Consider the following 26178-nt stretch of genomic DNA (forward strand, 5'->3'; position numbering starts at 1 on the left):
AGGATGCTGGCCCCGCTGCCGGAAACGCTGAGTATGATGCAGGGCTTTTCGAGCCTGGAAGCTGAGTTCTATGCGTTGTGCCACCGTGGTTTTTGCAGTCACCGGTTTGCTGTTGTCGATGGTTGAAGTGGCCCATGCCAGGCCGGTGACCCAGAATCAGGCGAAGATGTGTCGTTGGGGTTCGGAGGTGGCGAAGAATGCCCAGCAGCTGAAGTTGTCCGGCAAGACCCTGTGGAGCACCCGGCGTTCCATCGAAGGGCGTCAGTACGCCAAGCCATGGATGAAGAAGATGGCCGTGGGCATCACCGAGCAGACCTTCGCCAGCCGCAGCCGCATGAACCCCAAGGAAGTCAAGGACACCTATTACCAGGGCTGCCTGCGCCACGAAATGGCGCGGCGCTGAGCGTTTCTTTCAGGCCGACTGGCGGGCGCGTTCGGCGAGCAGCGTGCCAGACGGTGGGTTGGCCTGGAAATGCCCATGGATGCCGGCGAAGATCGCCTGGGCCACGCGGTCCTGGTGACGCGGGTCGCACAGCTGGCGGCAATCACCCGCATTGGAGATGAAGCCGGTCTCGACCAGGATCGACGGAATGTCCGGTGACTTGAGCACCGCGAAGCCCGCCTGCTCGACACGTCGCTGATGGGTGCCGGCCACGGCGCCCACGCTGTCGAGAATGGTCTTGCCCAGCTGCAGGCTGGTGGCGATGGTCGAGTTCAGCGACATGTCGAGAATCACCCCGGCCAGCATCGGGTCCTTGTCCTTGAGCGACAACAGCTGGCGGGCGCCGATCAGGTCGACGTTGTTTTCCTTTTCCGCCAGCCAGCGCGCGGTGGTCGAGGTGGCGCCGTTCTCCGACAGGGCGAACACCGAGGCACCGGAGGCCGTGCGGCGGGGTGCGGCATCGGCGTGCACGGATATGAACATGTCGGCGTTATGCCGGCGCGCCACTTCCACCCGTTTGCGCAGCGGAATGAACACATCGTCGTTGCGCACCAGCTGCGCCCTGAAGCCTGGCTGGCGATTGAGCTTCTGCGCCAATTGCCGGGCGATGGCCAGGGCCACCACTTTTTCCTGCTCGCCATTGGCGCCCACTGCGCCCGGGTCCTTGCCACCATGCCCGGCGTCGATCACTACCACGATGTCGCGTTGCTTGCCGGCTGGCTGCCGGGCGGATGCCTGGCGTGGTGCAGGTTCTGGCGCAGGCTCTGGTGCGTGGGCGGCGGCCTGGGCTACCTGTGCCGGGGCTGCGGCGCTGCGCAGGTCGAGGACCAGCCGGTAACCGGCATCGCCCTGTGGCGGTAACAGGAAACTTTCCAGCGCCGCGGCCTGGTCGAGTTCCAGCACGATGCGCGTGCCGTTGCCCTGGACGCCGCTGCGCACGGCCTTGAGCAGTGCGCTGTTGGCGGGCAGGGTGTCCAGGCGGGTCGCCAGCCGGGTGTCGTCCAGGTCGATGATCAGCCGCTGCGGTGACTGCAGGCTGAAGGTGCGGTAGTGGCTCGGGCCGCTGAGTTCCAGGACCAGGCGCAGTTTGTCGTCACTTTGCCAGGCCCGGGCGCCGGTGAGTCGCTGCGCGGCGCGAGCCGCCGTCGCCCAGGGCACGACCAGACCGGCGAGGAGAAAGTGCAGCAAAGGACGTCGGTGCATAGTGCTGGCTCGTGGAAAAAGAGTGGCGGGATGAAATAGTTATAACATAGCATTAAAGTCCTGTGTCTCCACTCGATGCCTTTCATGAACACTGCCTGCCAAGCCTCCGCGATTCGCTGCCACGCCTTGCAATGGGGACCCATCGGTCGTCCACTGACCCCACCCCTCGACCTCGACATCACGTCTGGCACGCTGACCGCCGTGGTGGGCGAGAACGGCACCGGCAAGACCAGCCTGTTGCGCGTGCTGGCCGGGTTGCAGAGGCCCTTGGCCGGCCGGCTGGATATCAGCCTGCCGCGTGGCGCTGTGACCGGCTTTCTGCAACAGCAACAGGCCATCGACCGGCAGTTCCCGATCAATCTCGGCGAGCTTGTGCTTGCGGGCCTGTGGGGGCAGCGTCTGCCGCGACCGGTGCGCCAGGCGCGTCTGGACGCCGCTTTGGCTGCCTGGCAGCTCGACGGCCTGGCGCGCTACAGCCTGGCGGAGCTGTCCGGCGGCCAGTTGCAGCGTGCGCTGCTGGCACGTTTGAGCCTGCTGGACGCACCGCTGCTGTTGCTCGACGAGCCGGAAGCCTCGCTGGACGAAGCCGGGCAACGCCTGCTGTGGCGACACCTGCAGGCCTGGCAGGCTGAGGGCAAGACCCTGGTGATGGTCTGTCATGACCTGGCCAGTGTGCGCGAGCGTGCCCAGTGGTGCCTGTCGATTGCCCCCTCCGCCTGCCAGTGGCAGCCCGGTGCCGCGCTGAGGGCGGTCGCATGCTGACGCCGCTGTGGCAACCCTTCATTGAGTTCGCGTTCATGCAGCGCGCCTTGCTCGGTGGCCTGCTCTTGGCCGCCAGTGCGGCGCCCTTGGGAGTGTTCCTGATTCTGCGGCGCATGAGCCTGATCGGCGATGCCATAGCCCACGGAATCCTGCCGGGTGCCGCCGTCGGGTTCTGGATCGCCGGCCTGTCGCTGCCGGCGCTGACCCTGGGTGGTCTGGCAGCGGGCCTCACGGTAGCGGGACTGGCGGCGTGGATCACCCGGCATACCGGTCTGCGCGAAGACGCCAGCCTGGCCGCGCTGTACCCCATTTCCCTGGCTTCGGGCGTGCTGTTGCTGGGCCTGGCCGGCAAGCGTCTCGACCTTCTCGGCTTGCTGTTCGGCTCGGCCTTGGCGGTAGACCGCACCACCCTGGACGCCATGCTCGGCGTAGCGCTGACCAGCGTGGTGCTGCTCGCCGTGCTGTACCGCGCGCTGTGGCTAGACAGCCTGGATGCGTCGTTCCTGCGCAGCGTCAGCCGCGTCGGGCCGCTGGCTCACGGGCTGTTCCTCGGCCTGGTGGTGCTCAACCTGGTGGTGGGCTTCCAGGCCATCGGGGCGCTGATGATGGTGGGGCTGATGATGCTGCCAGCGGCCGCCGCCCGCTTCTGGAGTCGCCGCCTGCCGGTGCAACTGCTGTGCGCGGCAGGTATCGGCATGGCAGCGGTGTACGTCGGTCTGCTGGTGTCGTTCCACGCCGGCCTGCCCAGCGGCCCGGCCATCGTGGTCGCTGCTGGCGGCGCCTTTCTGTTTTCCGTCGTGGCCGGTCCGGTCCACGGCCTGTTGCGCCGTTCTACCTCACCCATTCCTCAATAAGGAGAGACCCATGCGTGTGCTGCTCTGGTTGTGCCTGTTGCTGCCCTTGTCCCTCAACGCTGCCGAACGCCTGCAGGTGGTCACCAGCTTCAGCATCCTTGCCGACATGACCCGGCAGATCGGCGGCGATCATATCGACATCTACAACATCGTCGGCCCGGATGCCGACGCGCATACCTTCGAACCGTCGCCGGATGATGCCCGGCACATCCAGCAGGCCGGGCTGGTGGTCACCAACGGTCTGCACTTCGAATCCTGGCTCGACCGTCTGGTCAGCGGTACGCAGACCAAGGCTCTGGTGATCCGCGCCAGCGACGGCGTCATTCCACGCACCATGGAAGAAGACGGCCAGACCATCGCCGACCCGCATGCCTGGAACAACCTGGCCAACGCCAAGATCTACGCGGTGAACATCAAGCGTGCCCTGATCCAGGCCGACCCGGCCCACAGCGACGCTTACGAACGCAATTACCAGACTTATCTGGCGGCCATCGAGAAGCTGCTGGCCTACGCGCAGAGTACCCTCGGACAGTTACCGGCCGGCAACCGCCACATCGTCACCTCGCATGATGCTTTCGCTTACCTGGGCCAGGCCTACGGCATTCGCTTCTCCGCGCCGCAGGGGCTGTCCACCGAGCGCGAGCCTTCGGCCGCCGAAGTCGCCGCGCTGATCCGTCAGATCCGCGAGGAGCACATCAAGGCGGTATTCGTGGAAAACATCAAGGATGGGCGGCTGCTCAAGCAGATCGCCGAAGAGAGCGGGGCGCGCATCGGTGGCACCCTGTATTCCGATGCGCTGGCCGCTGAAGGACCGGCGTCGACCTACCTGGGCATGTACCGTTCCAACATCGATACCTTGACCCAGGCGTTGCGCGACTGAAGCGCCGCATCACTCGATGGTGATGCGATATTCGACGGCGCGTCGTTCGGTCTGGTTGGGGAACGACGCGAACCTCAGTGAATCTTCGCCGCGCTGCTGGCCGGCGATGTAGAGGTAGCGGTCGACGCTGGCAACATCGCCCTGCACCTTGTATTCGCGCTTCAGGCGGCCCAGCCGGGTCTGGCTCGGGCCGATCTTTTCGACCGGCCGCCACAGCTCGTTGCGGGTCTTGATGCCTTCGGCGCTGATCTGGTCGATGATCACGCAGCGCTCGCCGGGCTTGACCTTGACCGGAATCACGTAGTTGCCGTGGCTTTCGTCGCGCACGGCGGCGGCGGTGTCGACCTGGCAAGCCAGGACCGGTGCACAGGCCAGCAACAGGGCGGTTGCACAAAACCAGGGTGCTTTCATTCGTTTCCCTCCGGGCAGATCACGAGTGTCACTAAGTGCCGGCACTGTAAAGTCCGGCTGCCGAGACAGACAAGCGTTTGCCGCCAAGGTGCAATACAGTTCGATCAGGCGTCCTGTGGCTGGGTAGGAGCAGCTTTAGCTGCGAAAGAGCCATTGAATTCACTGCATCTGTGGTGAACATGGGGTGGCTTCGCGGCTGAAGCCGCTCCTAAGCGCCAAGGTGCGCCGCCCGACCTTCAACCCGACGCTGGCAGCTCCGCGAGGGCCTGTTCCAGCGCCTCCAGCAGGTGGTCGGCATGCTCGCGCTCGAAGGCCAGCAGCGGGCGTATCTTCAGGACGTTTTCCAGCGGTCCCGCCGCGCTGATCAGCACGCCGAGTTCGCGTATGCGGTTGACCAACTGGCGAGTGAGGGCGGCGGCGGGGGTTCTGGCCTGGCGGTCGCTGACCAGTTCGACTCCGAGGAACAGCCCTGCACCACGTACATCGCCGATCACCGGGTAGCGTGCGGCGAGGCGCTGTACGCCGGCCAGCAGGTGTTCGCCGAGCGCCTGGCAGCGGCTCTGCAATTGCTCGTCGGCAATCACGTCGAGCACCGCCTGGCCCGCTGCACAGGCCACCGGGTTACCGCCGAAGGTGTTGAAGTAGCGCATCTGCCGACCGAAACCGTCGACGATCTCTGCACGCCCGACCAGGCCGGCCAATGGGTGGCCGTTGCCCATGGGCTTGCCGAGCGTCACCAGGTCCGGTTGCACGCCGTGGCGCTGGAACCCCCACATGTGGCTGCCCGTGCGGGCGAAGCCGGCCTGCACTTCGTCGGCGATGTACAGCAGCCCCTCGGCCTGGGCCAGGGCCACGGCCTCGGCCATGAAACCGGGCGGGCCGGTGAGCACGCCGTCGCTGGCGAACAGACCGTCGACCAGCAACGCGGCAGGGCGGATACCGGCGGCGCGCAGGTCGGCGATGGCGGTGCGCACGTCAGCGGCAAAGGCTTCGGCGACGGGTTCGCCAAGGCGGTAGGCGTCTGGCGCTCGTACCGTGCGCACATGGGGCGGCAAGACCAGCGCCGGCCCCAGAGCCGGTGACAGCTGCGCCACCTCGTGGGTCACGCCGTGGTAGGCGAAGCGGGTGACGATGATCCCGGTGCCGCCGGTGTGCTGGCGGGCGATGCGCAGCGCCAGGTCGTTGGCCTCGCTGCCGGTGCAGGTGAACATCACCCGCCGCAGGTGGGCAGGGAAGGTGTCCAGCAGGTTTTCGGCGTAATCCAGGATACCGTCGTGCAGGTAGCGGGTATGGGTATTGAGCTGCGCCGCCTGGGCGGCGATGGCCTGCACCACACGGGGGTGGCAATGCCCGACCGAGGCCACATTGTTGTAAGCGTCCAGGTAGCGGCGCCCGTGGGCGTCGTAGAGCCACACGCCCTCGCCGCGCACCAGGTGCAGGGGGCGCTCGTAGAACAGCCGGTAGGCGGCGCCCAGTACCCGCTCGCGGCGCTGGATCAGTTGCTGCTCGGCACCGCTCAACTGGGCACGGTCGTCGCGGGTGAAGCCGTTGGGCATGGTCATGCGAAGCTCTCCGGCCGGCAGGCGGCATGGATACGTTCAAGGGTTTCGGTATGGCCGTGGCGCGCCAGGCCTTGCAGGCCGATCCAGGCGCTCTGGGCGTTGCGCATGATGTACGCGCGGTTGTCCGGGTACAGCGCGGCCCGCCAGTAGTTGATGCACAAGGCCAGGGCCTGGCGCGTGGCGATCAGCGTCGGCAGCAGCGCCAGTTCCTGTTCCTGCAACGGGTTGTGGGCATGGTAGGCGCCGATCAGTTGCAGCGCCGGTGCCAGGGCGTCGTCGTCCGCGCCCAACTGGTAGGACGCCGCCACCGCCAGCTCGTTGACCAGCGGGGCGCAGACCATGTCGCCGAAGTCGAGGATGTTGCGCAATTGCTCGGGGTCATGCTGGTCGACGATGACGTTGTGCGGGTTGAGGTCGTTATGGATCACCTGCCGACGCAGCCCCGCTAGGCGTGGCAGGGCCTGCTGCTCGAAGGCCTCCAGGGCCTGGCCGACCAGGCGCTGCATGTCGCCTTCGGGCAGGTGTTCGAGCAATGGCCGCAGGCGCGCGGCGCGTTGCATGTCCCAGAGCAGCAAGTGATTGGCCGCCGGGTGCTCGAAGCCCTCCAGCGCCCGGTCGAAGCGCGCCAGGGCTTGGCCCATTGCTCGCCGCAGGGCGGGACCGGGTTGCGCCACTTGGCTGAGAGGCTGGCCTTCGACGAACGACAGCAGCCTGGCCAGCAGGTGTTGCTCACCGACCCTCGCCTCGACCTGCAGGCGGCCACAGGTAGTCGGGTGGATACGCTGCACCGGCAGCGTCGGGTCACGTTTGGCGATCCATTGCATGGCCTGGTTGTGAAAGTCGGTGACCTGCGGATCCTCCAGGGGGTTGGACAGCTTGAGCAGGCGCGCCTGGCCATCGCTGCGCAATACGCGGTAGTTGAGGTCGCGCTCGCCCCCCAGGCGCTGCAGCGTGCCGGAAAACGCGAAGTGCACGTGGAGCACCTGCTGTACCTGGGCGTTGCTCACCTGCGGCACCGGTGATTGCAGGATGGGGTCATGGATCATGGGCGGCTCGCTGGGGGCTGTTGGCATGGCGATGTCCGAAGCGTGGTGAAGCTCCCCCTCGGGGGAGCGGTTTACCCTGTCACTTGCTGGCCCAGGCATTGAAGCGCTCTTCGAGTTCTTCGCCGTTGTCGAGCCAGAATTCGGTGTCGGTGGCGCGGGCGTTGGCCAGGTTCTGGCGAGCGGTGGGCAGGTTGTTGGCCGTGGTGCGATCAAGCAGGTCCAAGGTGGCGATATTGCTTGGCCCGTAGGGAATGCGCTGCACGAAGCCTTTCTGTTGCTGCGCCTGGCTGGCGAAGGCAATGAACTGCTCGGCAGCGGCCTTGTGTTTGCTGCCCTTGACGATCGCCCAGTGGTCCAGGTCGTAGAGGCTGCCATTCCACTGAATGGCAAACGGCTGGCCCTCCTGTTGTGCACCGTTCACCCGCCCGTTGTAGGCCGAAGTCATGACTACGTCGCCTGCGGCCAGCCACTGCAAGGGCTGGGCGCCGGACTCCCACCATTGGATGTCCGGCTTGATCTGATCGAGCTTGCGGAACGCCCGGTCGACGCCTTCGCGGGTGGCGAGCACCTTGTACAGGTCTTCCTTCTTCACGCCGTCGGCCAGCAGGGCGAATTCCAGGGTGAACTTGGCGCCGCGACGCAGGCCGCGCTTGCCGGGAAAGCGTTTGGTGTCCCAGAAGTCGGCCCAGCTGCGCGGTGCGCTGGCCAACTTGCTGCTGTTGTAGGTCAGCACCGTGGACCAGATGAAAATGCCTACGCCGCACGGGCTGACCGCTTCAGGCAGGAAGGCCTCGCGGCGACCGATGGCCGGCCAGTTCAACTGCTCGAACAGGCCTTCGCTGCACCCGCGCATCAGCTCGGGCGACTCCACTTCGACCACGTCCCAGGTGGTGTTCCCGGTGTCGGCCATGACCTTGATCTTGGCCATCTCGCCGTTGTAGTCGGCGGCCAGCACCGGGATCCCGGTCTTTTCCGTGAAGGGTTTGTAGAAGGCGCTGTCCTGCGCGTCTCGGTTGGTTCCGCCGAATGACACGACGGTCAGGGGCTCGGCAGCCATGGCCTGGTTGGCTCCGATACCAAGGGCTAACAATGCGGCGACGATCTTGCTCATGCGTGCTTTCCTCACAGGTCCTGGCTTGGCTGGCAGCGGGTACGTAATGGGAAGGAGTTCTTGTTGTCTTCTTTTGGCAGCATGTACAACGCCGGTCGTGGGGCTTGCCGGGTGGGCCGACTTTTTGATTGGAGTGAGTGACACGGCTCAGGCATTAGAGCATATTCGAAATATGATGCATCATAAATTTTACTGATTCTTGCGGATCATTCTGGAGAGTGCACAGATGGCTGAACAGAAAACCCTGCTGTTGACCGGCGCCAGCCGTGGTATCGGGCATGCCACCGTCAAGCACTTCAATGCCGCCGGCTGGCGGGTGTTCACTGCCAGCCGGCATGACTGGGTCGCCGAGTGCCCCTGGGCCGAAGGGCAGCTCAACCACATTCACCTGGACCTTGAAGACATCGACAGCGTGGTCGACAGCCTGCCGACGATTCGCGAGAAGCTCGGTGGGCGGCTCGATGCGCTGGTCAACAACGCCGGTATTTCGCCCAAGGGGCCGGAAGGTGAGCGCCTTGGCGTGCTGGAGTCGGACTACGCCGTGTGGCTGAAGGTATTCAACGTCAACCTGTTCGCCACCTCGCTGCTGGCCCGGGGGCTGTTCGACGAACTCAAGGCCGCGCAGGGCAGCGTCATCAATGTCACTTCGATTGCCGGTTCACGGGTGCATCCGTTCGCCGGCACCGCCTACGCCTGCTCCAAGGCCGCGCTGTCGGCGCTGACCCGGGAGATGGCGCATGGTTTCGGCCCGCATGGCATCCGCGTCAACGCCATTGCGCCGGGGGAGATCGAAACCTCGATCCTCTCTGCCGGCACCGATGTGATCGTCGAGCGTGACATCCCGATGCACCGTCTCGGCAAGCCGGAAGAGGTGGCGGCATTGATCCACTTCCTGTGTACGCGCGGGGCGTCCTATGTGAATGGCGCGGAGATTCATGTGAACGGTGGCCAGCACGTCTAGCGTCGTGCCTGCAGTGAATTTCCTGGCGCTTTCGCGGCTGAAGCCGCTCCCACCGAGCCACATGCCACTTAATCGAACAGTAACCGGGTAGTAGCGGCTTCAGCCGCGAAGCGACTGAATGTTCACAGCAGATGCAGTAAATTTCTCGGCGCTTTCGCGGCTAAAGCCGCTCCCGTCGGACCATATCGCGACCAACTGAACGGTATGGCGATTCATGCCGGTCCTGCAGGCCCGTTGCCGCGTTGCGCAAACCTCAGGAGCGCATCGGGTCCTTTTCGAACACCTGGCGCAGCACCTGCAGGTAGCGCTGGGCACCCAGGCCCAGGGGGCGGGACTTGATCCAGATCAGGTCGATCCACAGCCGCAGGCGGCTGGTCATGTTGTCGAAACGCACTTCGGCCAGGGTGCCGGCGTCGATCAGTGGCTGCACCAGCGGCTGCGGCAGGTAGGCCCAGCCCAGGCCGTTCTGCACCAGGTCCAGAGTCGCCAGATAGCTGTCGGTCAACCAGATGCGCCGCGACAGCACCATGCGCGGCTCGGAGCCGGTGGGCTCGCCAGAGGCCACTATGATCTGGCGCTGCTCGGCGAACTGCTCTTCCGCCAGTGGAACGCCATTGGCCTGGGCGGCGGGGTGGTTCGGCGCCACCACGGCGATCAGCAGTTGGCTGCCGGCTTCGAGGAACGATTCGCGCTCGTCGATGCCCGGGCGTTCGAACACCAGCGCCAGTTGCACTTCGCCGTCATACAGCAACTGCACGGCTTCGGCTTGGGTCGCCGAGCGCACTTCCACTTCCAGGGTCGGAAACTCCTGGGCCAGTACTTGCAATGGCTGGCTCCAGCGCCCGGTCTGCAGCTCCGGGGCCATGGCGATGCTCAGGCGCTTTTCCAGCCCCTGGTGGATTTGCAGGGCCTGAGCGTCCAGCAGGTTGAGCTGGCAGATCACCTGGCGCGCCTGCGGCTCCAGGGCCAGGGCGGCGCTGGTGGGCAGCGCCTTGCGCGTGGAGCGGTCGAACAGCACCAGATCCAGTTCGGCTTCGAGCTGGGCAATCGCCATGCTCACTGCCGAAGGGACCCGGCCGAGTTTGCGCGCCGCCGCCGAGAAAGAGCCCTTTTCCAGCACCGCAAGGAAGATGGCCAGTGAGTCACTGGAGAACGCCATTGTCAGAATTCCTGATGATGATCGACTGTTATTGACAGTAAATACGAGCATAGATTGGGCCTGCGCTACAACACGCTGCCCGAGGTGGAAGGCCGTCAGGTCGCTGCCAGCGAAGGCTTGCCTAAAAACGACAACGCACGTCCAAGCAAAGGTGATTCCATGCAAACCAGGATGCTCATCAACGGCGAATTGCACGAAGGGGCCGCCGGCCCTCAACCGGTTTTCAACCCGTCGACCGCCGAGGTGCTGGTCCAGATTGCCGAGGCCAGCAGCGAACAGGTCAATCAGGCCGTGGAAGCGGCTGCGGCGGCGTTTCCCGGCTGGTCACAGAGCGCTCCCAAGGAACGTTCCGAAGTCCTGCTGCGCATCGCCGAGGTGATCGACCAGCATGCTGCGGAACTGGCGCGCCTGGAATCGAACAACTGCGGCAAACCCTACAGCGCTGCGTTGAACGACGAACTGCCCGCCGTCGCCGATGTATTCCGTTACTTCGCCGGTGCCTGCCGCTGCATGAGCGGCATGGCGGCCGGTGAGTACCTGCCGGGTCATACGTCGATGATCCGCCGCGACGCCATCGGCGTCATCGCGTCCATTGCGCCATGGAACTACCCGCTGATGATGCTGGCCTGGAAGATCGCTCCCGCGCTGGCCGCCGGCAACACGGTGGTGCTCAAGCCTTCGGAGCAGACCCCGCTGACCGCCCTGCGCCTGGGCGAGTTGCTCGCCGACGTGCTGCCGGCCGGGGTGCTGAACCTGGTCTTCGGGCGTGGCCCCAGCGTCGGCGTGCCGCTGACCCAGCACCCCAAGGTACGCATGGTTTCGCTGACCGGTTCCATCGCCACCGGCAGCCGCATCATCGCCAGCACCTCGGACGCGGTGAAGCGCATGCACATGGAATTGGGCGGCAAGGCACCGGTGCTGGTGTTCGACGACGCCGATGTCGACGAAACCGTGGCGGCGATCCGTGCCTTCGGTTTCTACAATGCCGGCCAGGACTGCACCGCGGCCTGCCGTATCTACGTGCAGGATGCGATCTACGATGAGTTCGTCAACAAACTGGGCGAGGCAGTCAGCAGCCTGCAGCTGGGTCTGCAGGATGACCCGCAGACCGAGCTGGGGCCGCTGATCACCGAGCAGCACCGGGAGCGCGTGGCCGGCTTCGTCGAGCGGGCGCTGGCATTGCCGCACACTCGCCTGGTCACCGGTGGCAAGGTGGCCGACCGCCCGGGCTTTTTCTTCGAACCGACGGTGATCGCCGATGCCCGGCAGGGCGACGAGATCGTTCAGCACGAAGTGTTCGGCCCGGTGGTTTCGGTCACCCGCTTCAGCGACGAGGCGCAGGCACTGGCCTGGGCCAACGATTCGAACTACGGCCTGGCGTCGTCGGTGTGGACCCGCGACGTGGGCCGGGCACACCGCCTGAGTGCGCAGCTGCAGTACGGCTGCACCTGGGTGAATACGCATTTCATGCTGGTCAGCGAAATGCCGCATGGCGGCCAGAAGTATTCGGGCTATGGCAAGGACATGTCCATGTACGGCCTGGAAGACTACACCGCGATCCGTCATGTGATGTTCAAGCACTGAGTCGCTAGCGCGTTAACGCACAAAGCCCGGGCATCTGTCCCGGGCTTTGTGTTTTCGGGTTCACCTCGATGAGGTACTGGCTTGGTGGTCCGAGGTTTCGCCCCGCCCTACGGCGAGGCGCCCTCGCTCAGGCATACAGGTCGTGGGACAGGACCTGGTCGATGCTGTCGACGAAGTAGTCCACGCTTTCCCGTGTGGTGCACATCGGCGGCTTGATCTTGAGGATGTTCAGGTAGTCGCCGGTCGGCTGCATGAAGATCCCCAGGTCGCGCAGGCGGTTGCACAGCAGGGTGGTTTCCTCGGTGGCCGGCTCCAGGGTCTGGCGGTCGCGCACCAGCTCCAGGCCCAGGTAGAAGCCCGAGCCATGCGCTGCGCCGCAGATGGGGTGTTTGTCGACCAGGCCTTCGAGGCGCGACTTGAAGTAGCGGCCTACGTCGCGGGCGTTGTCCCACAGGCCTTCGTCGCGCATCACATCCAGCACCGCGATGCCGATACGGCAGCTCACCGGGCTGCCGCCGGCAGAGGAGAAGAAATAGCCCTCCGCTTCCAGCGCTTCGGCGATCTCGCGGCGGGTGATCACCACCCCCAGCGGCTGGCCGTTGCCCATGCCCTTGGCCATGGTGATGATGTCCGGCACCACGCCCTGTTGTTCGAAACCCCAGAAATGTTCGCCGAGGCGGCCGTAGCCGACCTGCACCTCGTCGGCGATGCACACGCCGCCACGGCTCCGCACCTGGGCATAGACCTCCTGCAGGTAACCGTCGGGCAGGGCGATGCCGCCGGCATTGCCGTAAACCGGCTCGCAGATGAACCCGGCCAACTGGCGGCCGGCGCTGTCGATGGCGTCCAGCTTGGCATGCACGTCGCGCAGGTAGCCGGCGGCACTGTCGGCGCCGCGGTAGCGGCCACGGAAGGTGTTCGGCGCTTCTACCGGGTGCACCCATTCCGGCCGGGTTTCCAGGGCCTGCGGGTTGTCGGCGATGGAGGTGGAAATCGCATCGGTCGCCACCGACCAGCCGTGATAGGCCTCCAGCACGCTGAGCATGTCGCGCCCGCCGCTGAACGCCCAGGCCAGGCGGATAGCCAGGTCATCGGCCTCGGTGCCGCTGTTGACCAGGAACACTCGGTCGAAGCCTGGTGGGGCCAGTTCCAGCAGGCGCTCGGAGAACTCGGCGATGGCTGCGTAGTGGAAGCGCGAGTTGGTATTGAGCAGCGACCACTGGCGTGCCGACTCGGCGACCATGCGCGGATGGCCGTGGCCGAGCACGGCGACGTTGTTGAGCATGTCCAGGTACGAGCGGCCCTGCATGTCGATCAGGTAGTTGCGCCAGCCGCGCTCGATGTGCGGCGGCTGGGCGTAATAGTGCTTCTGCGAACGGGCGAAGCTGGCGTCACGACGAGCCAGCAGCGCCTGCGGGTCGGGCAGCGGCGCGGCGTCGCAGTCGAAGCCCAGCAGCGCCTGGGGCGAAGGGCACAGGGTCAGCCACACCGGCGCATGCGATGGCACGGCAAAGAACGGCGGTTGCAGTTCGGTGTCCAGGCACAGTTGCACACTCAGCAGGGGACCGGTGGTGCCCAGCGGTTGCCCGGCGGCGATGGGCTGGCCGTGTTCCGGTTGCTGCTCCAGGCCACCGAACCACAGGCTCCAGTGCGCGGTACGCAGCGCGCTGCGGCCGTTTTCGCCCTGTACCCAATGCCCGGCCTGCGGCGCCACTACGGCATTGCCGGGGGCAATGTGCAGCTCCACGCCCAAAGCGCAGGTGGCCGGCTCGTCAGTACGGTCGATGTGGGTCTGCGACAGGCGATACTCACCGTGCAGCGTGCAGCTCGGCGCGGGTTGGGCCAGCAGCAGGTCCTGGTCGAAACCGGGACGCTCCCAGTTGCCGGCCTCGTAGTGGCGGCTGAGCACGCCGAGGTCCAGGCGGTTGACGGCCTGGCCGGCCAGCGCGGGCAGCAGCGCAGCGCCGGTCAACTCGACGCTTTCAGGGCGCTGTCCGGCGGCCATGAGGATGGCGTTTTCCATGAGGGAGAAAGGCACCGCCATGGCCGTGCGCAGGATTTCCCATTCATGCACGATGTTGGTCTGCGTGTATTGGTTGCCGGGGTCGACCGCCAGTTGTTGCTCGCTGCTGAGCACCAGGATCACCGCACGGTTGATGATCATCGGCCACAGTGCGCGCAGCTCTTGTTCCTTGAGCGGGTTGATGGCCTGGTAGGCCTCGACGGCCGGCAGGATACGCAGCGGGTCGCCGCCCACATGGTGCAGCAGCGCGGCGCAGGTGACCGACAGGTCGGCGATGCGCCAGCTGTGGCACAGATCACCGAAGTCGATGACACCGCTCAGTTGCCATTGGTACTCGGCATCGCGCTGCCAGACCACGTTGTCATCGGTCACATCCAGATGTACCGCCTGCACCGGCAGGTGTGCGAGCAGCGGTTGCAGCTTGCTGGCGGCCAGCTGTGCGGCGCTTTCGACGTGCTGGCGTCGCTCGGGGTCCTGAACCACTGGCAACAGATCGGCGATCACGGCACTGGCGTGTCGGGGGTCCCACTGCAGGGTTCGCTCCAGCCCAGGGTGCTGGAAACCGGCCAGGGCGACATCGAGGCGCGCGCACAGGCTGCCGAGTTCGGCCATCAGGCGCGGTTCCAGGTGTTTGATACGGGTCACTGGCTGGCCTTCGAGGAACTCCAGCAGTCGTGCGCGCAGGCTCTGCCCGCCGTATTCGACGCTCAGCAGGGTCTGCCCGTCGTTCGCGTTGCGCACCGCCGCCACCGGCAAGCCCTGTTCACGCAGGTACGCCAGTGCCGCATGCTGCGCCTCGATCTCGACTTGCGCGTAGCTGGCGTGGCAGACCTTGAGCACATGGCGCCCCTGGGCGGTGTCGACACGGAAGTTCAGGTCCTGCTGGCTGCCCAGCGGGGTCAGTTGCGCCTCGATGCAATAGTGCGTGCGCAGCAGGTCGCAGGCCTGGCTCTCATCGAGTTGCGGCGATGGCAGCGAAGCGCGCTCGCGCAAGGCATCGAGTACCTGCGCTGAATGGGCGCTGGAAATGAGGGAATCTGGACTTTCTTGTTGAAGGGGCATGGGCTCCACCGATCTGTCGTGCAGTTGATGGAGCGCACTCTATTTCCGCTTAACCTGATGAAAAAAGTTGATTGTCGTCAGAAAAACTGATGAATCCACCTTCAGTCATGTGTCGCCCCCCGCCAATCCTCTATGGCATTCCCGGCAGGAAACCCCGATCATGGCGGGCATCCCTCCGCTACACGAGCTGTCGATGAATTACCCCATTCAGGACCTGAACCACGCCTACCTGGGCAACGGCATCTACGGCCTGCTGCGCGAGGCGCTGATCACCGGGCGCTTCCAGCCGGATGACCGGCTGCGCATCCGTGACCTGGCCGAGCAACTGGGCACCAGCGTCACCCCCGTGCGCGATGCGATTCTCAAGCTGGCCAAGGAACAGGCCCTGGTGCTCAAGACCCCACGTGATATCCGTGTGCCGGTGCTGTCGCTGGAGCAATACCTGGAAATCCGCAGCATCCGCCTGGCCCTCGAAGGCCTGGCAGCGGAGACCGCCGCCGCAAGGGTCGGCGATGCACAGCTGCAGGCGCTGGAGCGCAATATCCTCGACAACCTCGCCGCCATCCGCAGCAACGACCTGGGCGCCGCGCTGAAGCTTAACCAGGCCTTTCATTTTTCCCTGGCCGAGATCGCCTGCATGCCGTTGCTGGCCGGTTTCCTCGACAGCCTGTGGATGCGCACCGGGCCGTTGATTGCCCGCGCCTACGGCAATTTCGGCGAACACATCGCCGTGGACCATCACTGGGAAGTGCTGCATGCCTTGCAACACCACGACGGGCCGGCGGCCCGCCAGGCAATCTGCGCCGACATCATGGACGGCAATGCCAAGATGATCGTCTATATCGAAGGGACCGCCGCTACCCCGCCTGAGCACCTGAGCACCTGAGCACCTGAGCACCTGAGCAGGGCCGCGCCTCACAGTCCGGCGGCGAACGCCAGCATCAGGGCAGCCAGCGCCTGTGGCGTCTGCAGCGGCATCAAGTGGCCGGCACCCTGGATCAGCTCGATACGCCCTTCGGGGAAATGCGCCAGGGTGGTCCTGGCCTGTTCGTCCGGGCCGGGCACCTGTTGGTCGTCAGCGCCACACACTAGCAGCACGGGATAGGGCAGGCTGCCGATCCGTGCGCTCCAGTCTTCCCGGCTGCCCTGGTCGACCCAGGCTTTCCAGGCCTGCAGATTGACCTGCCGCGCATCGCCGATGGCCACTTCACGCAGCGCTTGCGGCAACGGATGGAAGCTCGACTCATCGACGAAGGCTTCGGCCTGTTCCCGGGAGCGGTCGTAGGCGCGCTGGCGGTCGCGGTCGGCCTCGCTCATCGGCTGCGGGCCAGGCGGCGAGGGCGCAACCAGAATCAACCCGGCCAGATAATCCGGCCGACGCGCCGCCAGCACCACCGCCACCTTACCGGTCATCGAGTGGCCGACCAGGATGCAGCGCTTCAGGCCGGCGGCGCGGATACTTTCATCGACCCGGTCGGCCATCTCCGTGACGCTGTAGCCGGGCACTTCGGCAGAGTCGCCGAAACCGGGCGTATCGAGGGCCAGGCAGTGATGCCGCCGGTCGAGAAAGGGTACGGCGGCCGACCAGGTTCGGTGCGAACCGCCGAGGAAATGCATGAGCACGAACGCGGGCGAACCCTGGCCTTGCTGACTGTTGGCTAACATGAAGGAGACCCCGGTGAGCTTTTGCTATGGAGAGCCACCGGGACCCTGAGTTTCATTTTTCTTTCGTCGGCGGCGTGGCCTGTATCCCGCCAGAGAGCCCAGCATGTCCCCCGAAAAGATCGTTACTTACCTCAAGGATCATGATCTCTACCTGACCACAGCCGAGTCGTGTACCGCCGGGCGTATCGTGGCCATGCTTGCCGAAGTCCCGCAGTGCGGAGAAATACTGGAGAGCGGCTATGTGGTCTATTCGCCACACGCCAAGCAACGCTTGCTTGGGGTCAGCATGCATACCGTAGAGCAATTCAACCTGACCAGCGTCGAAGTGGCCCGGGAAATGGCCGTTGGCGCGTTACGCGACAGCCCGGCCAACGTGGTCATCGCCACCACCGGCTTGTGCGGCGGTGAGGATGTCGACGGTATACCCGCCGGCACGGTCTGTTTCGCCTGGGGCTTCCTGCATGGCGGTCGTCAGGCGGTGTTCACCCGCCGGCGGCGTTTCTTCGGTGATCGCCACGCCTTGCAGACTCAGGCGGCCCTGTATGCCCTGGAGCAACTGCCGGCGTTTCATCGTCGCATGCTCGCTGGGGAGTCCGCCTGAAGACCGGCGGCTCCCTCAGCCAGTCGGGCAAGGGCGCCTGCCGCGCCCTGAGGTTTTCCTGGCCGGTACGGTCCAGCTGGAGTGGACTCAATCAGTCTTGCGCCACACCAGGTCGCGGGTGTCGTACCCCTGGTCGCGGGCGATCTGCAGCAGGTGGTTGCGGGTTTCGTCGGTGACCGCTTCAGTGCGTGACAGCAGCCACAGGTACTTGCGGTTCGGATGGCCGACCAGCGCCACGCGGTAATCCTGGTCGTGGTACAGCACCCAGTACTGGCCTTTGGTCAGGCCGGGAAACAGGCGGCTGAACCAGTTATCGAAGCGCACCCACAGCTTGTCGGTACGTCCGGCCTGTTGCGGTTCGGCGACGCCCTGGACCTCGTTGGTCTGGCCGTCTTCTTCGCGGCAGCGGTTGGTCACGTCGATCTTGCCGTCGGCACGCAGGCCGTAATGGGCCTCGGACTGCACGCACTTGCGCTGGAAGAACATCGGCAGGCGCGCCAGCTCGTACCAGGTGCCCTGGTAGCGCTGCAGGTCGACCTGCATGGTCGTCGGCTGGTTGCTGTCGTCGCCAGACCCGGCACAACCCGCCAGGGTCAGCAGCAGGCAGGAACACAACAGGGTGGTACGCATCTTCATCTCAACCTCCTGGAGAGTCGCAGCGCTCAGCGCGTTCAGGCATTGGAGGTCGGTGCCGCGTAAAAGTTGAAGAAAATGCACCGGCATCTGCAATAAATCCTGTACGCAGAAACTTGTTTGTACAATTATTGTCTCCCGGTCTATACCCGCACATTGCGTCTTACTCGGCCAAACGGCTTGCCTGAACGCTTGGAGGTCTTTCCATGACACATGAAAACCTGTTCACAGTAAAAGCCTTGTATAACCTGTTTTGGCAGGCTGCCCGATGAACCTCGCCACATTGGCCCGGCGTGCCAGGGCGGGGCAGGTGAATGAGCTGGAGCTGTTCTCCATGGAGGGCGGTTTCTACCTGTTGCGTGTGCACACTGCCGAAGGCAGCGAGCTTTTGCACGGTGAGCAGGGCAAGGTCATGCACCTGCGTTCGACCACCCACCTGCGCGACCTGCTGCATGACCTGCAACTGCCGCCGCTGCCCTGCGTGCTGGTGCAGCACGTGGTACACGACGAGATGTGTGGCCGCCGTGACGGCCCCATCGAGCCGTTGCGCCTGCCGGTGAACCTGGAGCGCCAGTGGTGAGGGCACGCCGACTGGGCCTGCTGCTCGGCGACCAACTGTCTTTCAACCTGGACATGCTGCAGGTCCTGGACCCGCAGCAGGACGCTCTGTTGCTCGCTGAAGTGCAGGAGGAGGCGCGCTACGTCCCCCATCATCCGCAGAAAATCGTGCTGATCTTCAGCGCCATGCGTCATTTTGCCGAGGCGTTGCGTGAGCGCGGCTGGCAAGTGATCTACGTGACCCTCGACGACCCGCACAACCGCGGCAGTATCGCCGGTGAGCTGCACCGTTGGCAGGCCGCTCTGGAGGCGCAGCAGGTGCACGTTACCGAATGCGGTGAATGGCGCCTGGAGCAGGCCCTGCGCGACAGCGGCCTGGACCTGCACTGGCATGCCGACCGGCGTTTTCTATGCTCGCGCGCCGAATTTGCCGCCTGGGCCAAGGGGCGCACGCAGTTGCGCATGGAGCTGTTCTACCGGCAGATGCGCAAGCGCAGCGGGCTGTTGCTGGAGCCGGACGGCAGCCCGGTGGGCGGCGCCTGGAACTTCAACAGCGACAACCGCAAGGCGCTGCCACGTGGCGTGCGTGGGCCGTTTCCGGCGCGTTTTGCCCAGGACCCCATCACCCGCCAGGTAATCGCGCTGGTGGGGGAGCGCTTCACCGACCACTACGGCCGCCTGGAAGGGTTCGACTATCCCGTCACCCACGCCGAAGCGCAGGCGCTGTGGGCGCACTTTCTGCAGTTCTCGCTGGCGGCGTTCGGTGACTACCAGGACGCCATGGCCGAGGGCGAGCCCTACCTGTTCCATGCGCGGATCAGCGCCGCGCTGAACATCGGCCTGCTGGACCTGCGCGAGCTGTGCGCCGATGTCGACAGTGCCTATCGTCAAGGTCATGTTCCACTCAATGCCGCCGAGGGCTTCATTCGCCAGTTGATCGGCTGGCGCGAATACGTGCGGGGCATCTACTGGTTGTGCATGCCCGATTACGCCGGGCTCAATGCCTTCGGTAACCAGCGCGCGCTGCCAGGCTTTTACTGGACCGGGCACACCCGCATGCGCTGCATGGCCCAAGCCATCGTTCAGACGCTGGAGCTGGGCTACGCGCACCACATCCAACGGCTGATGGTCACCGGCAATTTCGCCTTGCTGGCCGGCATCGCGCCGCCGGCGATCTGCGAGTGGTACCTGGCGGTGTACATGGATGCCTTCGACTGGGTGGAGCTGCCCAACACCCTGGGCATGGTCATGCACGCCGATGGCGGCTACCTGGGTTCCAAGCCGTATTGCGCCAGTGGCAAGTACATCCAGCGCATGTCCGACCACTGCCGGCACTGCGAATACCGGGTGGACCGTGCAGTGGAAGAAGATGCCTGCCCGTTCAATGCCCTGTACTGGCACTTCCTGATGCGCCACCGCGAACCGTTGTCCGGCAACCCGCGCATGAGCCTGACCTATCGCAACCTGCAAGGCATGAGCGAAGAGCGCCGAGCGGCGCTGTGGCAGCGTGGGGAGGACTTACTGGCCCGGCTGGATGCCGGCGAGGCTCTGTGAAGGAAAAGCGCCCGAAGAAAGCCGACCTGCCGCAGAAAACCTGCGTGGTCTGCGGCCTGCCGTTCACCTGGCGCAAGCGCTGGGCGCGCTGTTGGGATGAGGTGCGTTACTGCTCCGAGCGCTGCCGCCGTGGGGCACGCAGCGCTCGGTCATGAACCACGGCTCAGCGGCAGTTGCCGGCCTTCTTGTAGCCCGCCGCCTGGGCTTCGGCTTCGCTGGCGAAGCTCACCTGGTTCTTCGCTGACACCTGGCTGTAGCCGGGGCAGCCACTGGGCAGGTGATACAGCTGGCTGTTGCGGTTGCCGATGATCGCGCCACTGGCCGCGACTTGCGCACTGGCCGCCGGTGCGGCCTTGGCCGTCTTGGTCGGCACGGGGCTGACCAGTCCGTCACCCACCGGCTTGTAGTCCAGGGTCCAGGTACGCTGGCCGGTGACGAAGGGGTTGTGGTGACCCATGATCGCGGCGATGCGTTGGTCACGCTGTTTCTCCCAGGCGCTCACCGGGTACTGCTTGTTCCAGGCCATGAGCAGTTGCTGCTGTTGGCGCGACATGTTCAAGCCGTAGCGATCGAACATGTAGAAGGTGGTGCGGGCGACCATACCTTTTACCTCGTCACGCGGTTCGGCGACTTCTTCGCTGAAATCCACCTTGGTCTTGCACTGGCCGTACTGCGGCGCGTTACTGGCGACCATGCCGTAGCTGAAGTTGCTGCGGTCGCCGTTCACTTCGCCCACCGCCGGGTAGAGGTTGAACAGGTTGGCTTCCATGGCGTTGAACACCGGATCGTCCTTTTCGCAGAACGAGCGTCCCCCTTTCTGCCAGCACTGGCGCTGATGGCCGAAGGTCCAGGCCGGCACGATGTGCTCCCACTCAGTGCGCTGCGCACGCTCTTCCTGCTTGCGGGTCTGGTAGCCGCACGAGCGTTTGTCGAGCCGCCCACCGGAACGCCCGACCCACTCCCATTGGCAGCCGCAGTACAGCTCGCCAAGGGCACTGTGGGTCTGGTCGTTGTAGATCTTTTCCCGGGCCACCACCTTGGCGTCGTCGAAGCTGGCCGGAGGCGCCGCCAGGGCAGGGCTGATGAATGAAAAGGCGAGGGCAAAGGAAAGTAACAATCTGGTCATGGACAATCGTTTGTTATGAAGGGCGGCGGATTATACATAGCGTGGGCGCTGCGACCACGTCTGCTGCCTGAGGTCAAATGGCCATGATTGTCATGGGCGCTGGACGATAAATGTGCTCTGATACGCGTACCTGTTCACCGCTCCTCCCATTCAGCCCGTGTCATGTCCGGGCCTACTTCATTTCTCTCAGTGGTGGCCATCCTGGAAAACCTGACCCGTGAACAACTGCTGGCCGAGATCGCACGGCTGCAGGGGGTGGTGGCGGCCGTCGGCCTGGATCCTGCGGCAGCCGGGCCGGCCCCGGCCAATGCGGCTGTCCATGCCTGCCAGGCGCACCAGGAGATCCTCGAAACCCAGGAGCGTTATCGCCTGGTCGCCAAGGCCACCAACGACGCGATCTGGGACTGGGACCTGAAGGCCAACCATGTGCAGTGGAACGATGCCTTGCAGGACGCCTATGGCCATTGCCTGAAAGCCTCGGACATGACCGGTGACTGGTGGATCGCGCAGATCCACCCCGATGACCGCCAGCGCATCCATGATTCCATCCACGCGGTGATCGACGGCAGCGGCACCGCCTGGACCGACGAATACCGCTTCCGCCGCGCCGACGATTCCTATGCCGAAGTGTTCGATCGTGGCCACGTGATTCGCAACGCCGAAGGGCAGGCCACGCGGATGATCGGCGCGATGCTCGACCTGAGCGAGATGCGCCGCACGGAAAAGGCCCTGCTCGACAGCCAGGAGCGCTACCGCACCATTCTGGAAACCATCGCCACCGCGTTTGCCATCGTGCAGGTCAGGTTCGATGCCGACGAGCTGCCGGTGGACTACCGCTTCGTCGAGGTCAACGCGGCCTTCGCCCGCCAGGCCGGTGTCGACCTGCAGGGCAAGTGGGTCACCGAGTTTGCGCCGAACCTCGAAGCCGTGTGGTTCGAGAACTACGGGCGGGTGGCGCTGACTGGCGAGCCGGCGAGTTTCGAAAGCTATGCCGAGGCCTTTGGTCGCTGGTTCGATGTGCGGGCGGTGCGGGTCGGCGACCCGGCGGATCGGCAGATCGGCATTTTCTTCAGCGATGTCACCGAGCGGCGCAACGCCGAAGAACGCCTGCGGGTCAGCGAGGCGCTGGCCATCGAAAGCGTCGAGCGCGTGCAGCTGGCGCTGTCGGCTGGAGCCATCATCGGCACCTGGCACTGGAACCTGCCGCTGGACGCCTTCAGCGTCGACGAGGGCTTCGCCCGCGCGTTTGGCCTGGACCCGGCGCTGGGGCGCGTCGGGCTGAGCCTGGAGCAGGTGATCCAGACCGTACACCCCGATGACAAACAGGGGCTGATCGACGCCATCGACGAAGTCGTGGCGCGTGGCGGCGCCTATGCGCACCAGTACCGGGTAAGACGCCTGGACGGCAAGTACTACTGGATCGAGGCCAACGGCCGGGTCAATCACGACGACGAAGGTCGGCCACTGACCTTTCCCGGGGTACTGATCGATGTGCAGGAGCGCCGTGCCGTGGAGGCCGAACGCGACCGAGCCACGGCGGCCTTGTGGGCGATGAACGATACCTTGGAGGCGCGCGTCGCCGAGCGTACCGCCGAGCTGATGCAGGCCGAAGAAAAACTGCGCCAGTCGCAGAAGATGGAAGCGGTAGGGCAGTTGACTGGCGGCTTGGCCCACGACTTCAACAACCTGCTGGCCGGTATCTCCGGCGCGCTGGAATTGATCGACAAACGCATTGCCCAGGGGCGCTTGAAGGACATCGGCAAATACATGTCGGCGGCCCAGGGTGCCGCGCGTCGGGCGGCGTCGCTGACCCATCGCCTGCTGGCCTTCTCGCGGCGTCAGACCCTCGACCCGCGGCCCACGGACGTCAACATGCTGGTCGCCGGGCTGGCGGAAATGGTGCAGCGCACCGTCGGTCCGGGTATCGACGTGGGGACCCGCTGTTGCGAACCGCTGTGGCCGACCCTGGTGGATGTCAGCCAGCTGGAAAACGCCTTGCTCAACCTGTGCATCAACGCTCGCGACGCCATGCCCGGCGGCGGGCGCATCAGCATCGAGACCGCCAACCGGCGCATGGACCCTTCGTCGGCGATGGCCTACGAGATTCCTTCTGGTGACTATGTGGCCCTGAGCGTCACCGACACCGGCTGCGGCATGCCGCCGGATGTGATCGCCAAGGCGTTCGACCCGTTCTTCACCACCAAGCCCCTGGGGCAGGGCACGGGCCTGGGGCTGTCGATGATCTACGGTTTCGCCAAGCAGTCCGGCGGTCAGGCGCGCATCTATTCTGCGGTCGGCAGTGGCACCACGGTACGCATCTACCTGCCGCGGTACATGGGCGACATCGTGGCCAAGGAAGAGTCCACGACACAGCAGGCGGTCACTTCCCAGGCGCAGTCTGGCGACACCATTCTCGTCGTCGACGACGAGCCCACGGTGCGCATGCTGCTGGCCGACAGCCTCGGCGAGCTGGGTTACACCATCATCGAGGCGGGCGACAGCGTGGCCGGCATCAGGCTGTTGCGCTCGGACATGCGCATCGACCTGCTGATCACCGACGTCGGCCTGCCCGGCGGCATGAATGGCCGGCAACTGGCCGATGCCGGGCGGGAGGTCCGTCCGGGCCTGAAGACCCTGTTCGTGACCGGTTACGCTGAAACCACGGTGATCGGCAAGGGCGACCTGGGGCCGGACCGCCTGGTGCTGGCCAAACCCTTCAGCACCGAGGCCCTGGCAGCGCGGGTGCATGAACTGATCGGCTTCACCCTGTAGGAGCGGCTTCAGCCGCGAAAGCGCCAGGAAATTCACTGCATCTGTTGTGAACATGCGGTCGCTTCGGGGCTGAAGCCGCTCCTGCCCGGCCTAACGGACCCGTATTGCGGCTAATCCAGGAAGCTGCGGTCGAACAGGTAGAGGCTGCCTGGCCTGAGGCTTTCCAGGGTCGCTTGCGGGCGGCCGCCGTCGCCCTGTTTCTTGCGCCCCGACTCGCGCAGATAGCCAGCCTCGCTCATCTTCAGCAGGCGCTGGCGGATACTGGTCTTGAGCACTGGGCGTTGCAGCACCAGGGAGAAGATCGTCACGGCTTCCGGGGCGCTGAACTCGGTGCCGAGGAACATCAGCGGCAGGCTGCTGTACAGCGACTTGGACAGCAACCGTTCCTGGGCGCGGGCCGCCAGGAGGTTGTGGTCGAACGGCAGCTTGTAGGCGCCGCTGGCGACCTCCAGTAGCGGCACGAAACGCTGGTGCGCCGCCAGCTCGCAGGGCTCGCTGAGAATCGCCAGGTAGAAGGTCGAGGAGGACCAGCAACGCGGGTCGCGAAAGGCATCGCCCACCGTGCCGACCTGTTCGAGCCAGGCCAGAGGCATGTCGACCTTGGGCGAACGGCGCAGGCGCTCGACGGCGTCTTCCAGGGTACGGTCTTCGACGTCGCCGTTGACCACGATACCGGGCAGCGCCCAGTGCCTGGCGAACGGCTCGTTGTCACGCTGGTTGAGCAGAATCTGCAGGCTCTGGGTCTGGCGGCAGTAATGCAGCACGCAGAGGTCGATGGTGTGCAGGTAGGCGGCGCGTGGGGTGGTGCGGTCTTGCATGTCAGGTTCCGTGAACGGCGTAGTGGCGGTAGTTTAGCGGATCCAGCCCGGGGGCCAGCCACTGCTTTGGCAGCGCCAGGCCCTGCTGCAGGCGCTGGCGCAGGCTGCTGCTGCGCACGTCCAGTTGTTCGTCGATGGCGATCACCGCGAAGCGCTCCAGCAACGCCGCGCCGCGATGAAACTGCGGCAGGCGTTCCAGCACATCCGGCCCGGTGACCAGGGCCAGCTGCCGATCGGCGATACCCAGACGCGTCGCTAGGCGTTCGAGCAGGGTGTAGCTGTACACAGGACCAGGCTGCAACTGCGCCAGCTCCCGTTCGATGCCACTGACCCGTACCGGCGCCGCACACAGCGGGCGAATGCTCGCGACCACGTCATGCAACCAGCCCAGGCGCAGATCGAAGTCAGCCATGCGCTTGCCATCGGCATGCCGGAAGCTGGGCACCACCCACACCTGCCGCGCCTGGCGCGACGCTTCGATCATCACGCGGGCATGCCCGGCATGTGGCGGGTCGAAGGCTCCGCCGTATACAGCCACTTCGATCATCACGCACCTCCATAAAGTACATGTCGTGTACCTTATAGCATAAGCTTCGCGCAGGGAAGGGCGGCCTCTCAACGAGCTCGCAGCTGCATTCATGGCTAATAAATTAGGGATTTTTCAGCGGGCCGAGAAAAAGCTTGCATCGTAAGTACACGACATGTACCTTTCGTCTCACGCAACGGAGGTACACGACATGAACTCATCGCTTGGCAATACCGCATCCTTCGACGTCGATGCACAGAAAGGCTTCACCCCGCTCTGCCCGGATGAACTGCCGGTGGCCGGCGGTGAGCAGATCGGCGCCGAACTCAACTTCATCGCCAGCCTGGCCGGCGTGCGGGTGGGCAGCAAGGACGCGCACAGCCCCGAGGCTCCCTGGGTGGTGGCCGGGCATGAGCAGATGCTCAAGCCCACCGGCCTGCCGCAAGCCGACCTGACCTGGGTCAGCCACTGCGTACCGGGCACCGAAGGGTTCACCCTGCTGGACGAGCTGCCAGCACCCTGTGACTACGACTACTTCGTGTGGAAGGGCGTGGAGCCGGACCTGCACCCCTATGGCGCGCTGTACCACGACCTGGACGGCAAGCTGTCCACCGGCGTGGCCGAATACCTGGCCAGCCGCAGCGTGACCCAAGTGATCGTCGGCGGCCTGGCCCTGGACTTCTGCGTCAAGACCACCGCCCTGCAACTGGCGGCAGCGGGCTTTCGGGTCATCGTGCACCTGCCAGCCTGCCGGGCGATCAGCGAAGAGGGCGCACACGCGGCAATTGCCGAAATGCGCCAGGCAGGCATCCAGGTTGCCGCCGACCGTGAACAGACCCGCCAACTGGCCGGCCAATGAGGAGCA

At 65.2% G+C, this 26178-nt stretch carries 25 protein-coding genes; 13 read left to right on the forward strand and 12 right to left on the reverse strand.

All coding sequences use genetic code 11. The features are described 5' to 3' along the window. Positions 1-70: 70 nt before the first annotated feature. On the forward strand, positions 71-403 hold the full coding sequence (locus RRX38_RS03560; protein ID WP_315961570.1) for a hypothetical protein: 333 nt from the start codon (positions 71-73) through the stop codon (positions 401-403). Between the two features lie 9 nt (positions 404-412). On the opposite strand, the gene RRX38_RS03565 is transcribed toward RRX38_RS03560, so the two are convergent. Continuing rightward, a complete protein-coding gene (locus RRX38_RS03565; protein WP_315961571.1) occupies positions 413-1645 on the reverse strand; it encodes an N-acetylmuramoyl-L-alanine amidase in 1233 nt (410 codons plus the stop codon). Positions 1646-1729: 84 nt separating this feature from the next. Between RRX38_RS03565 and RRX38_RS03570 the strand changes: the two genes are divergently transcribed. Genes RRX38_RS03570 through RRX38_RS03580 form a run of 3 tightly spaced genes read left to right on the forward strand, consistent with a single transcriptional unit; the run spans position 1730 to position 4141 of the window. Then, positions 1730-2407 carry an ATP-binding cassette domain-containing protein gene (locus RRX38_RS03570; protein WP_315961572.1) on the forward strand — a complete coding sequence of 226 codons (678 nt, stop codon included), beginning with the start codon at positions 1730-1732 and terminating at the stop codon, positions 2405-2407. Beyond that, positions 2401-3261, forward strand: a complete 861-nt coding sequence (locus RRX38_RS03575; RefSeq protein WP_315961573.1) for a metal ABC transporter permease — start codon at positions 2401-2403, stop codon at positions 3259-3261. The genes RRX38_RS03570 and RRX38_RS03575 overlap by 7 nt, the downstream gene beginning before the upstream one ends. A gap of 10 nt (positions 3262-3271) precedes the next feature. Then, positions 3272-4141, forward strand: coding sequence for a metal ABC transporter substrate-binding protein (locus RRX38_RS03580; protein WP_315961574.1), 870 nt, complete (start codon positions 3272-3274; stop codon positions 4139-4141). Between the two features lie 9 nt (positions 4142-4150). On the opposite strand, the gene RRX38_RS03585 is transcribed toward RRX38_RS03580, so the two are convergent. The 4 genes from RRX38_RS03585 to RRX38_RS03600 all read right to left on the reverse strand — a co-directional run bounded on the left by RRX38_RS03585 (position 4151) and on the right by RRX38_RS03600 (position 8271). Then, complete coding sequence (locus RRX38_RS03585) at positions 4151-4552, reverse strand: hypothetical protein (protein ID WP_315961575.1); 402 nt, start codon at positions 4550-4552, stop codon at positions 4151-4153. Between the two features lie 236 nt (positions 4553-4788). Then, entirely contained in the window at positions 4789-6114 is a 1326-nt protein-coding gene (locus RRX38_RS03590; RefSeq protein ID WP_315961576.1) for an aspartate aminotransferase family protein, read from the reverse strand. Beyond that, positions 6111-7187: a phosphotransferase gene (locus RRX38_RS03595; protein ID WP_315961577.1), complete on the reverse strand. Its 1077-nt coding sequence runs from the start codon at positions 7185-7187 to the stop codon at positions 6111-6113. Before RRX38_RS03595 ends, RRX38_RS03590 begins: the two co-directional genes overlap by 4 nt. A gap of 52 nt (positions 7188-7239) precedes the next feature. After that, positions 7240-8271 (reverse strand): ABC transporter substrate-binding protein, encoded by a 1032-nt coding sequence (locus RRX38_RS03600; protein ID WP_315961578.1) that lies wholly within the window; start codon positions 8269-8271, stop codon positions 7240-7242. Positions 8272-8497: 226 nt separating this feature from the next. On the opposite strand from RRX38_RS03600, the gene RRX38_RS03605 reads away from it, so the two are divergent. Next, positions 8498-9232: an SDR family NAD(P)-dependent oxidoreductase gene (locus RRX38_RS03605; RefSeq protein ID WP_295474900.1), complete on the forward strand. Its 735-nt coding sequence runs from the start codon at positions 8498-8500 to the stop codon at positions 9230-9232. Between the two features lie 253 nt (positions 9233-9485). On the opposite strand, the gene RRX38_RS03610 is transcribed toward RRX38_RS03605, so the two are convergent. Continuing rightward, a complete protein-coding gene (locus RRX38_RS03610; protein ID WP_295474897.1) occupies positions 9486-10391 on the reverse strand; it encodes a LysR family transcriptional regulator in 906 nt (301 codons plus the stop codon). Between the two features lie 159 nt (positions 10392-10550). Here RRX38_RS03610 and RRX38_RS03615 point away from each other — a divergent pair, with 159 nt between their 5' ends. Next, positions 10551-11975, forward strand: a complete 1425-nt coding sequence (locus RRX38_RS03615) for a gamma-aminobutyraldehyde dehydrogenase (protein WP_315961579.1) — start codon at positions 10551-10553, stop codon at positions 11973-11975. A 127-nt stretch (positions 11976-12102) separates the two neighbouring features. Here RRX38_RS03615 and RRX38_RS03620 read toward each other — a convergent pair whose 3' ends face one another. Beyond that, positions 12103-15060, reverse strand: coding sequence for an aminotransferase (locus RRX38_RS03620; protein ID WP_315961580.1), 2958 nt, complete (start codon positions 15058-15060; stop codon positions 12103-12105). Positions 15061-15253: 193 nt separating this feature from the next. On the opposite strand from RRX38_RS03620, the gene RRX38_RS03625 reads away from it, so the two are divergent. Next, positions 15254-15946: a GntR family transcriptional regulator gene (locus RRX38_RS03625; RefSeq protein WP_315961581.1), complete on the forward strand. Its 693-nt coding sequence runs from the start codon at positions 15254-15256 to the stop codon at positions 15944-15946. 29 nt (positions 15947-15975) lie between these two features. On the opposite strand, the gene RRX38_RS03630 is transcribed toward RRX38_RS03625, so the two are convergent. Continuing rightward, entirely contained in the window at positions 15976-16725 is a 750-nt protein-coding gene (locus RRX38_RS03630; protein WP_315961582.1) for an alpha/beta hydrolase, read from the reverse strand. Between the two features lie 103 nt (positions 16726-16828). Between RRX38_RS03630 and RRX38_RS03635 the strand changes: the two genes are divergently transcribed. Continuing rightward, the gene (locus RRX38_RS03635; protein WP_315961583.1) at positions 16829-17326 is read left to right on the forward strand and encodes a CinA family protein; all 498 of its coding nucleotides are present in this window, start codon (positions 16829-16831) and stop codon (positions 17324-17326) included. An 87-nt stretch (positions 17327-17413) separates the two neighbouring features. On the opposite strand, the gene RRX38_RS03640 is transcribed toward RRX38_RS03635, so the two are convergent. After that, a complete protein-coding gene (locus RRX38_RS03640) occupies positions 17414-17962 on the reverse strand; it encodes a lipocalin family protein (RefSeq protein ID WP_315961584.1) in 549 nt (182 codons plus the stop codon). A 265-nt stretch (positions 17963-18227) separates the two neighbouring features. On the opposite strand from RRX38_RS03640, the gene RRX38_RS03645 reads away from it, so the two are divergent. The 3 genes from RRX38_RS03645 to RRX38_RS03655 are packed head-to-tail and all read left to right on the forward strand — an operon-like array spanning position 18228 to position 20226. Next, positions 18228-18539, forward strand: coding sequence for a DUF6482 family protein (locus tag RRX38_RS03645; protein WP_295474877.1), 312 nt, complete (start codon positions 18228-18230; stop codon positions 18537-18539). Continuing rightward, on the forward strand, positions 18533-20071 hold the full coding sequence (locus RRX38_RS03650) for a cryptochrome/photolyase family protein (protein ID WP_315961585.1): 1539 nt from the start codon (positions 18533-18535) through the stop codon (positions 20069-20071). The genes RRX38_RS03645 and RRX38_RS03650 overlap by 7 nt, the downstream gene beginning before the upstream one ends. Further along, positions 20068-20226 (forward strand): DUF2256 domain-containing protein, encoded by a 159-nt coding sequence (locus RRX38_RS03655; protein ID WP_295474872.1) that lies wholly within the window; start codon positions 20068-20070, stop codon positions 20224-20226. Before RRX38_RS03650 ends, RRX38_RS03655 begins: the two co-directional genes overlap by 4 nt. Positions 20227-20234: 8 nt before the next feature. Here the strand turns inward: RRX38_RS03655 and RRX38_RS03660 are convergent, their stop codons facing one another. Next, the gene (locus RRX38_RS03660) at positions 20235-21197 is read right to left on the reverse strand and encodes an endonuclease (RefSeq protein WP_315961586.1); all 963 of its coding nucleotides are present in this window, start codon (positions 21195-21197) and stop codon (positions 20235-20237) included. Positions 21198-21359: 162 nt separating this feature from the next. On the opposite strand from RRX38_RS03660, the gene RRX38_RS03665 reads away from it, so the two are divergent. After that, positions 21360-23969 carry a hybrid sensor histidine kinase/response regulator gene (locus RRX38_RS03665; RefSeq protein WP_315961587.1) on the forward strand — a complete coding sequence of 870 codons (2610 nt, stop codon included), beginning with the start codon at positions 21360-21362 and terminating at the stop codon, positions 23967-23969. Between the two features lie 110 nt (positions 23970-24079). Here RRX38_RS03665 and RRX38_RS03670 read toward each other — a convergent pair whose 3' ends face one another. Next, complete coding sequence (locus tag RRX38_RS03670; RefSeq protein WP_315961588.1) at positions 24080-24787, reverse strand: NUDIX hydrolase; 708 nt, start codon at positions 24785-24787, stop codon at positions 24080-24082. Position 24788: 1 nt separating this feature from the next. Then, positions 24789-25334 carry a cytidyltransferase gene (locus RRX38_RS03675; protein WP_315961589.1) on the reverse strand — a complete coding sequence of 182 codons (546 nt, stop codon included), beginning with the start codon at positions 25332-25334 and terminating at the stop codon, positions 24789-24791. A gap of 190 nt (positions 25335-25524) precedes the next feature. Here RRX38_RS03675 and RRX38_RS03680 point away from each other — a divergent pair, with 190 nt between their 5' ends. After that, positions 25525-26172: a nicotinamidase gene (locus RRX38_RS03680; RefSeq protein WP_315961590.1), complete on the forward strand. Its 648-nt coding sequence runs from the start codon at positions 25525-25527 to the stop codon at positions 26170-26172. Positions 26173-26178: the final 6 nt, after the last annotated feature.

The sequence above is a fragment of the Pseudomonas sp. DTU_2021_1001937_2_SI_NGA_ILE_001 genome, assembly GCF_032463525.1.
GTDB lineage: Bacteria > Pseudomonadota > Gammaproteobacteria > Pseudomonadales > Pseudomonadaceae > Aquipseudomonas.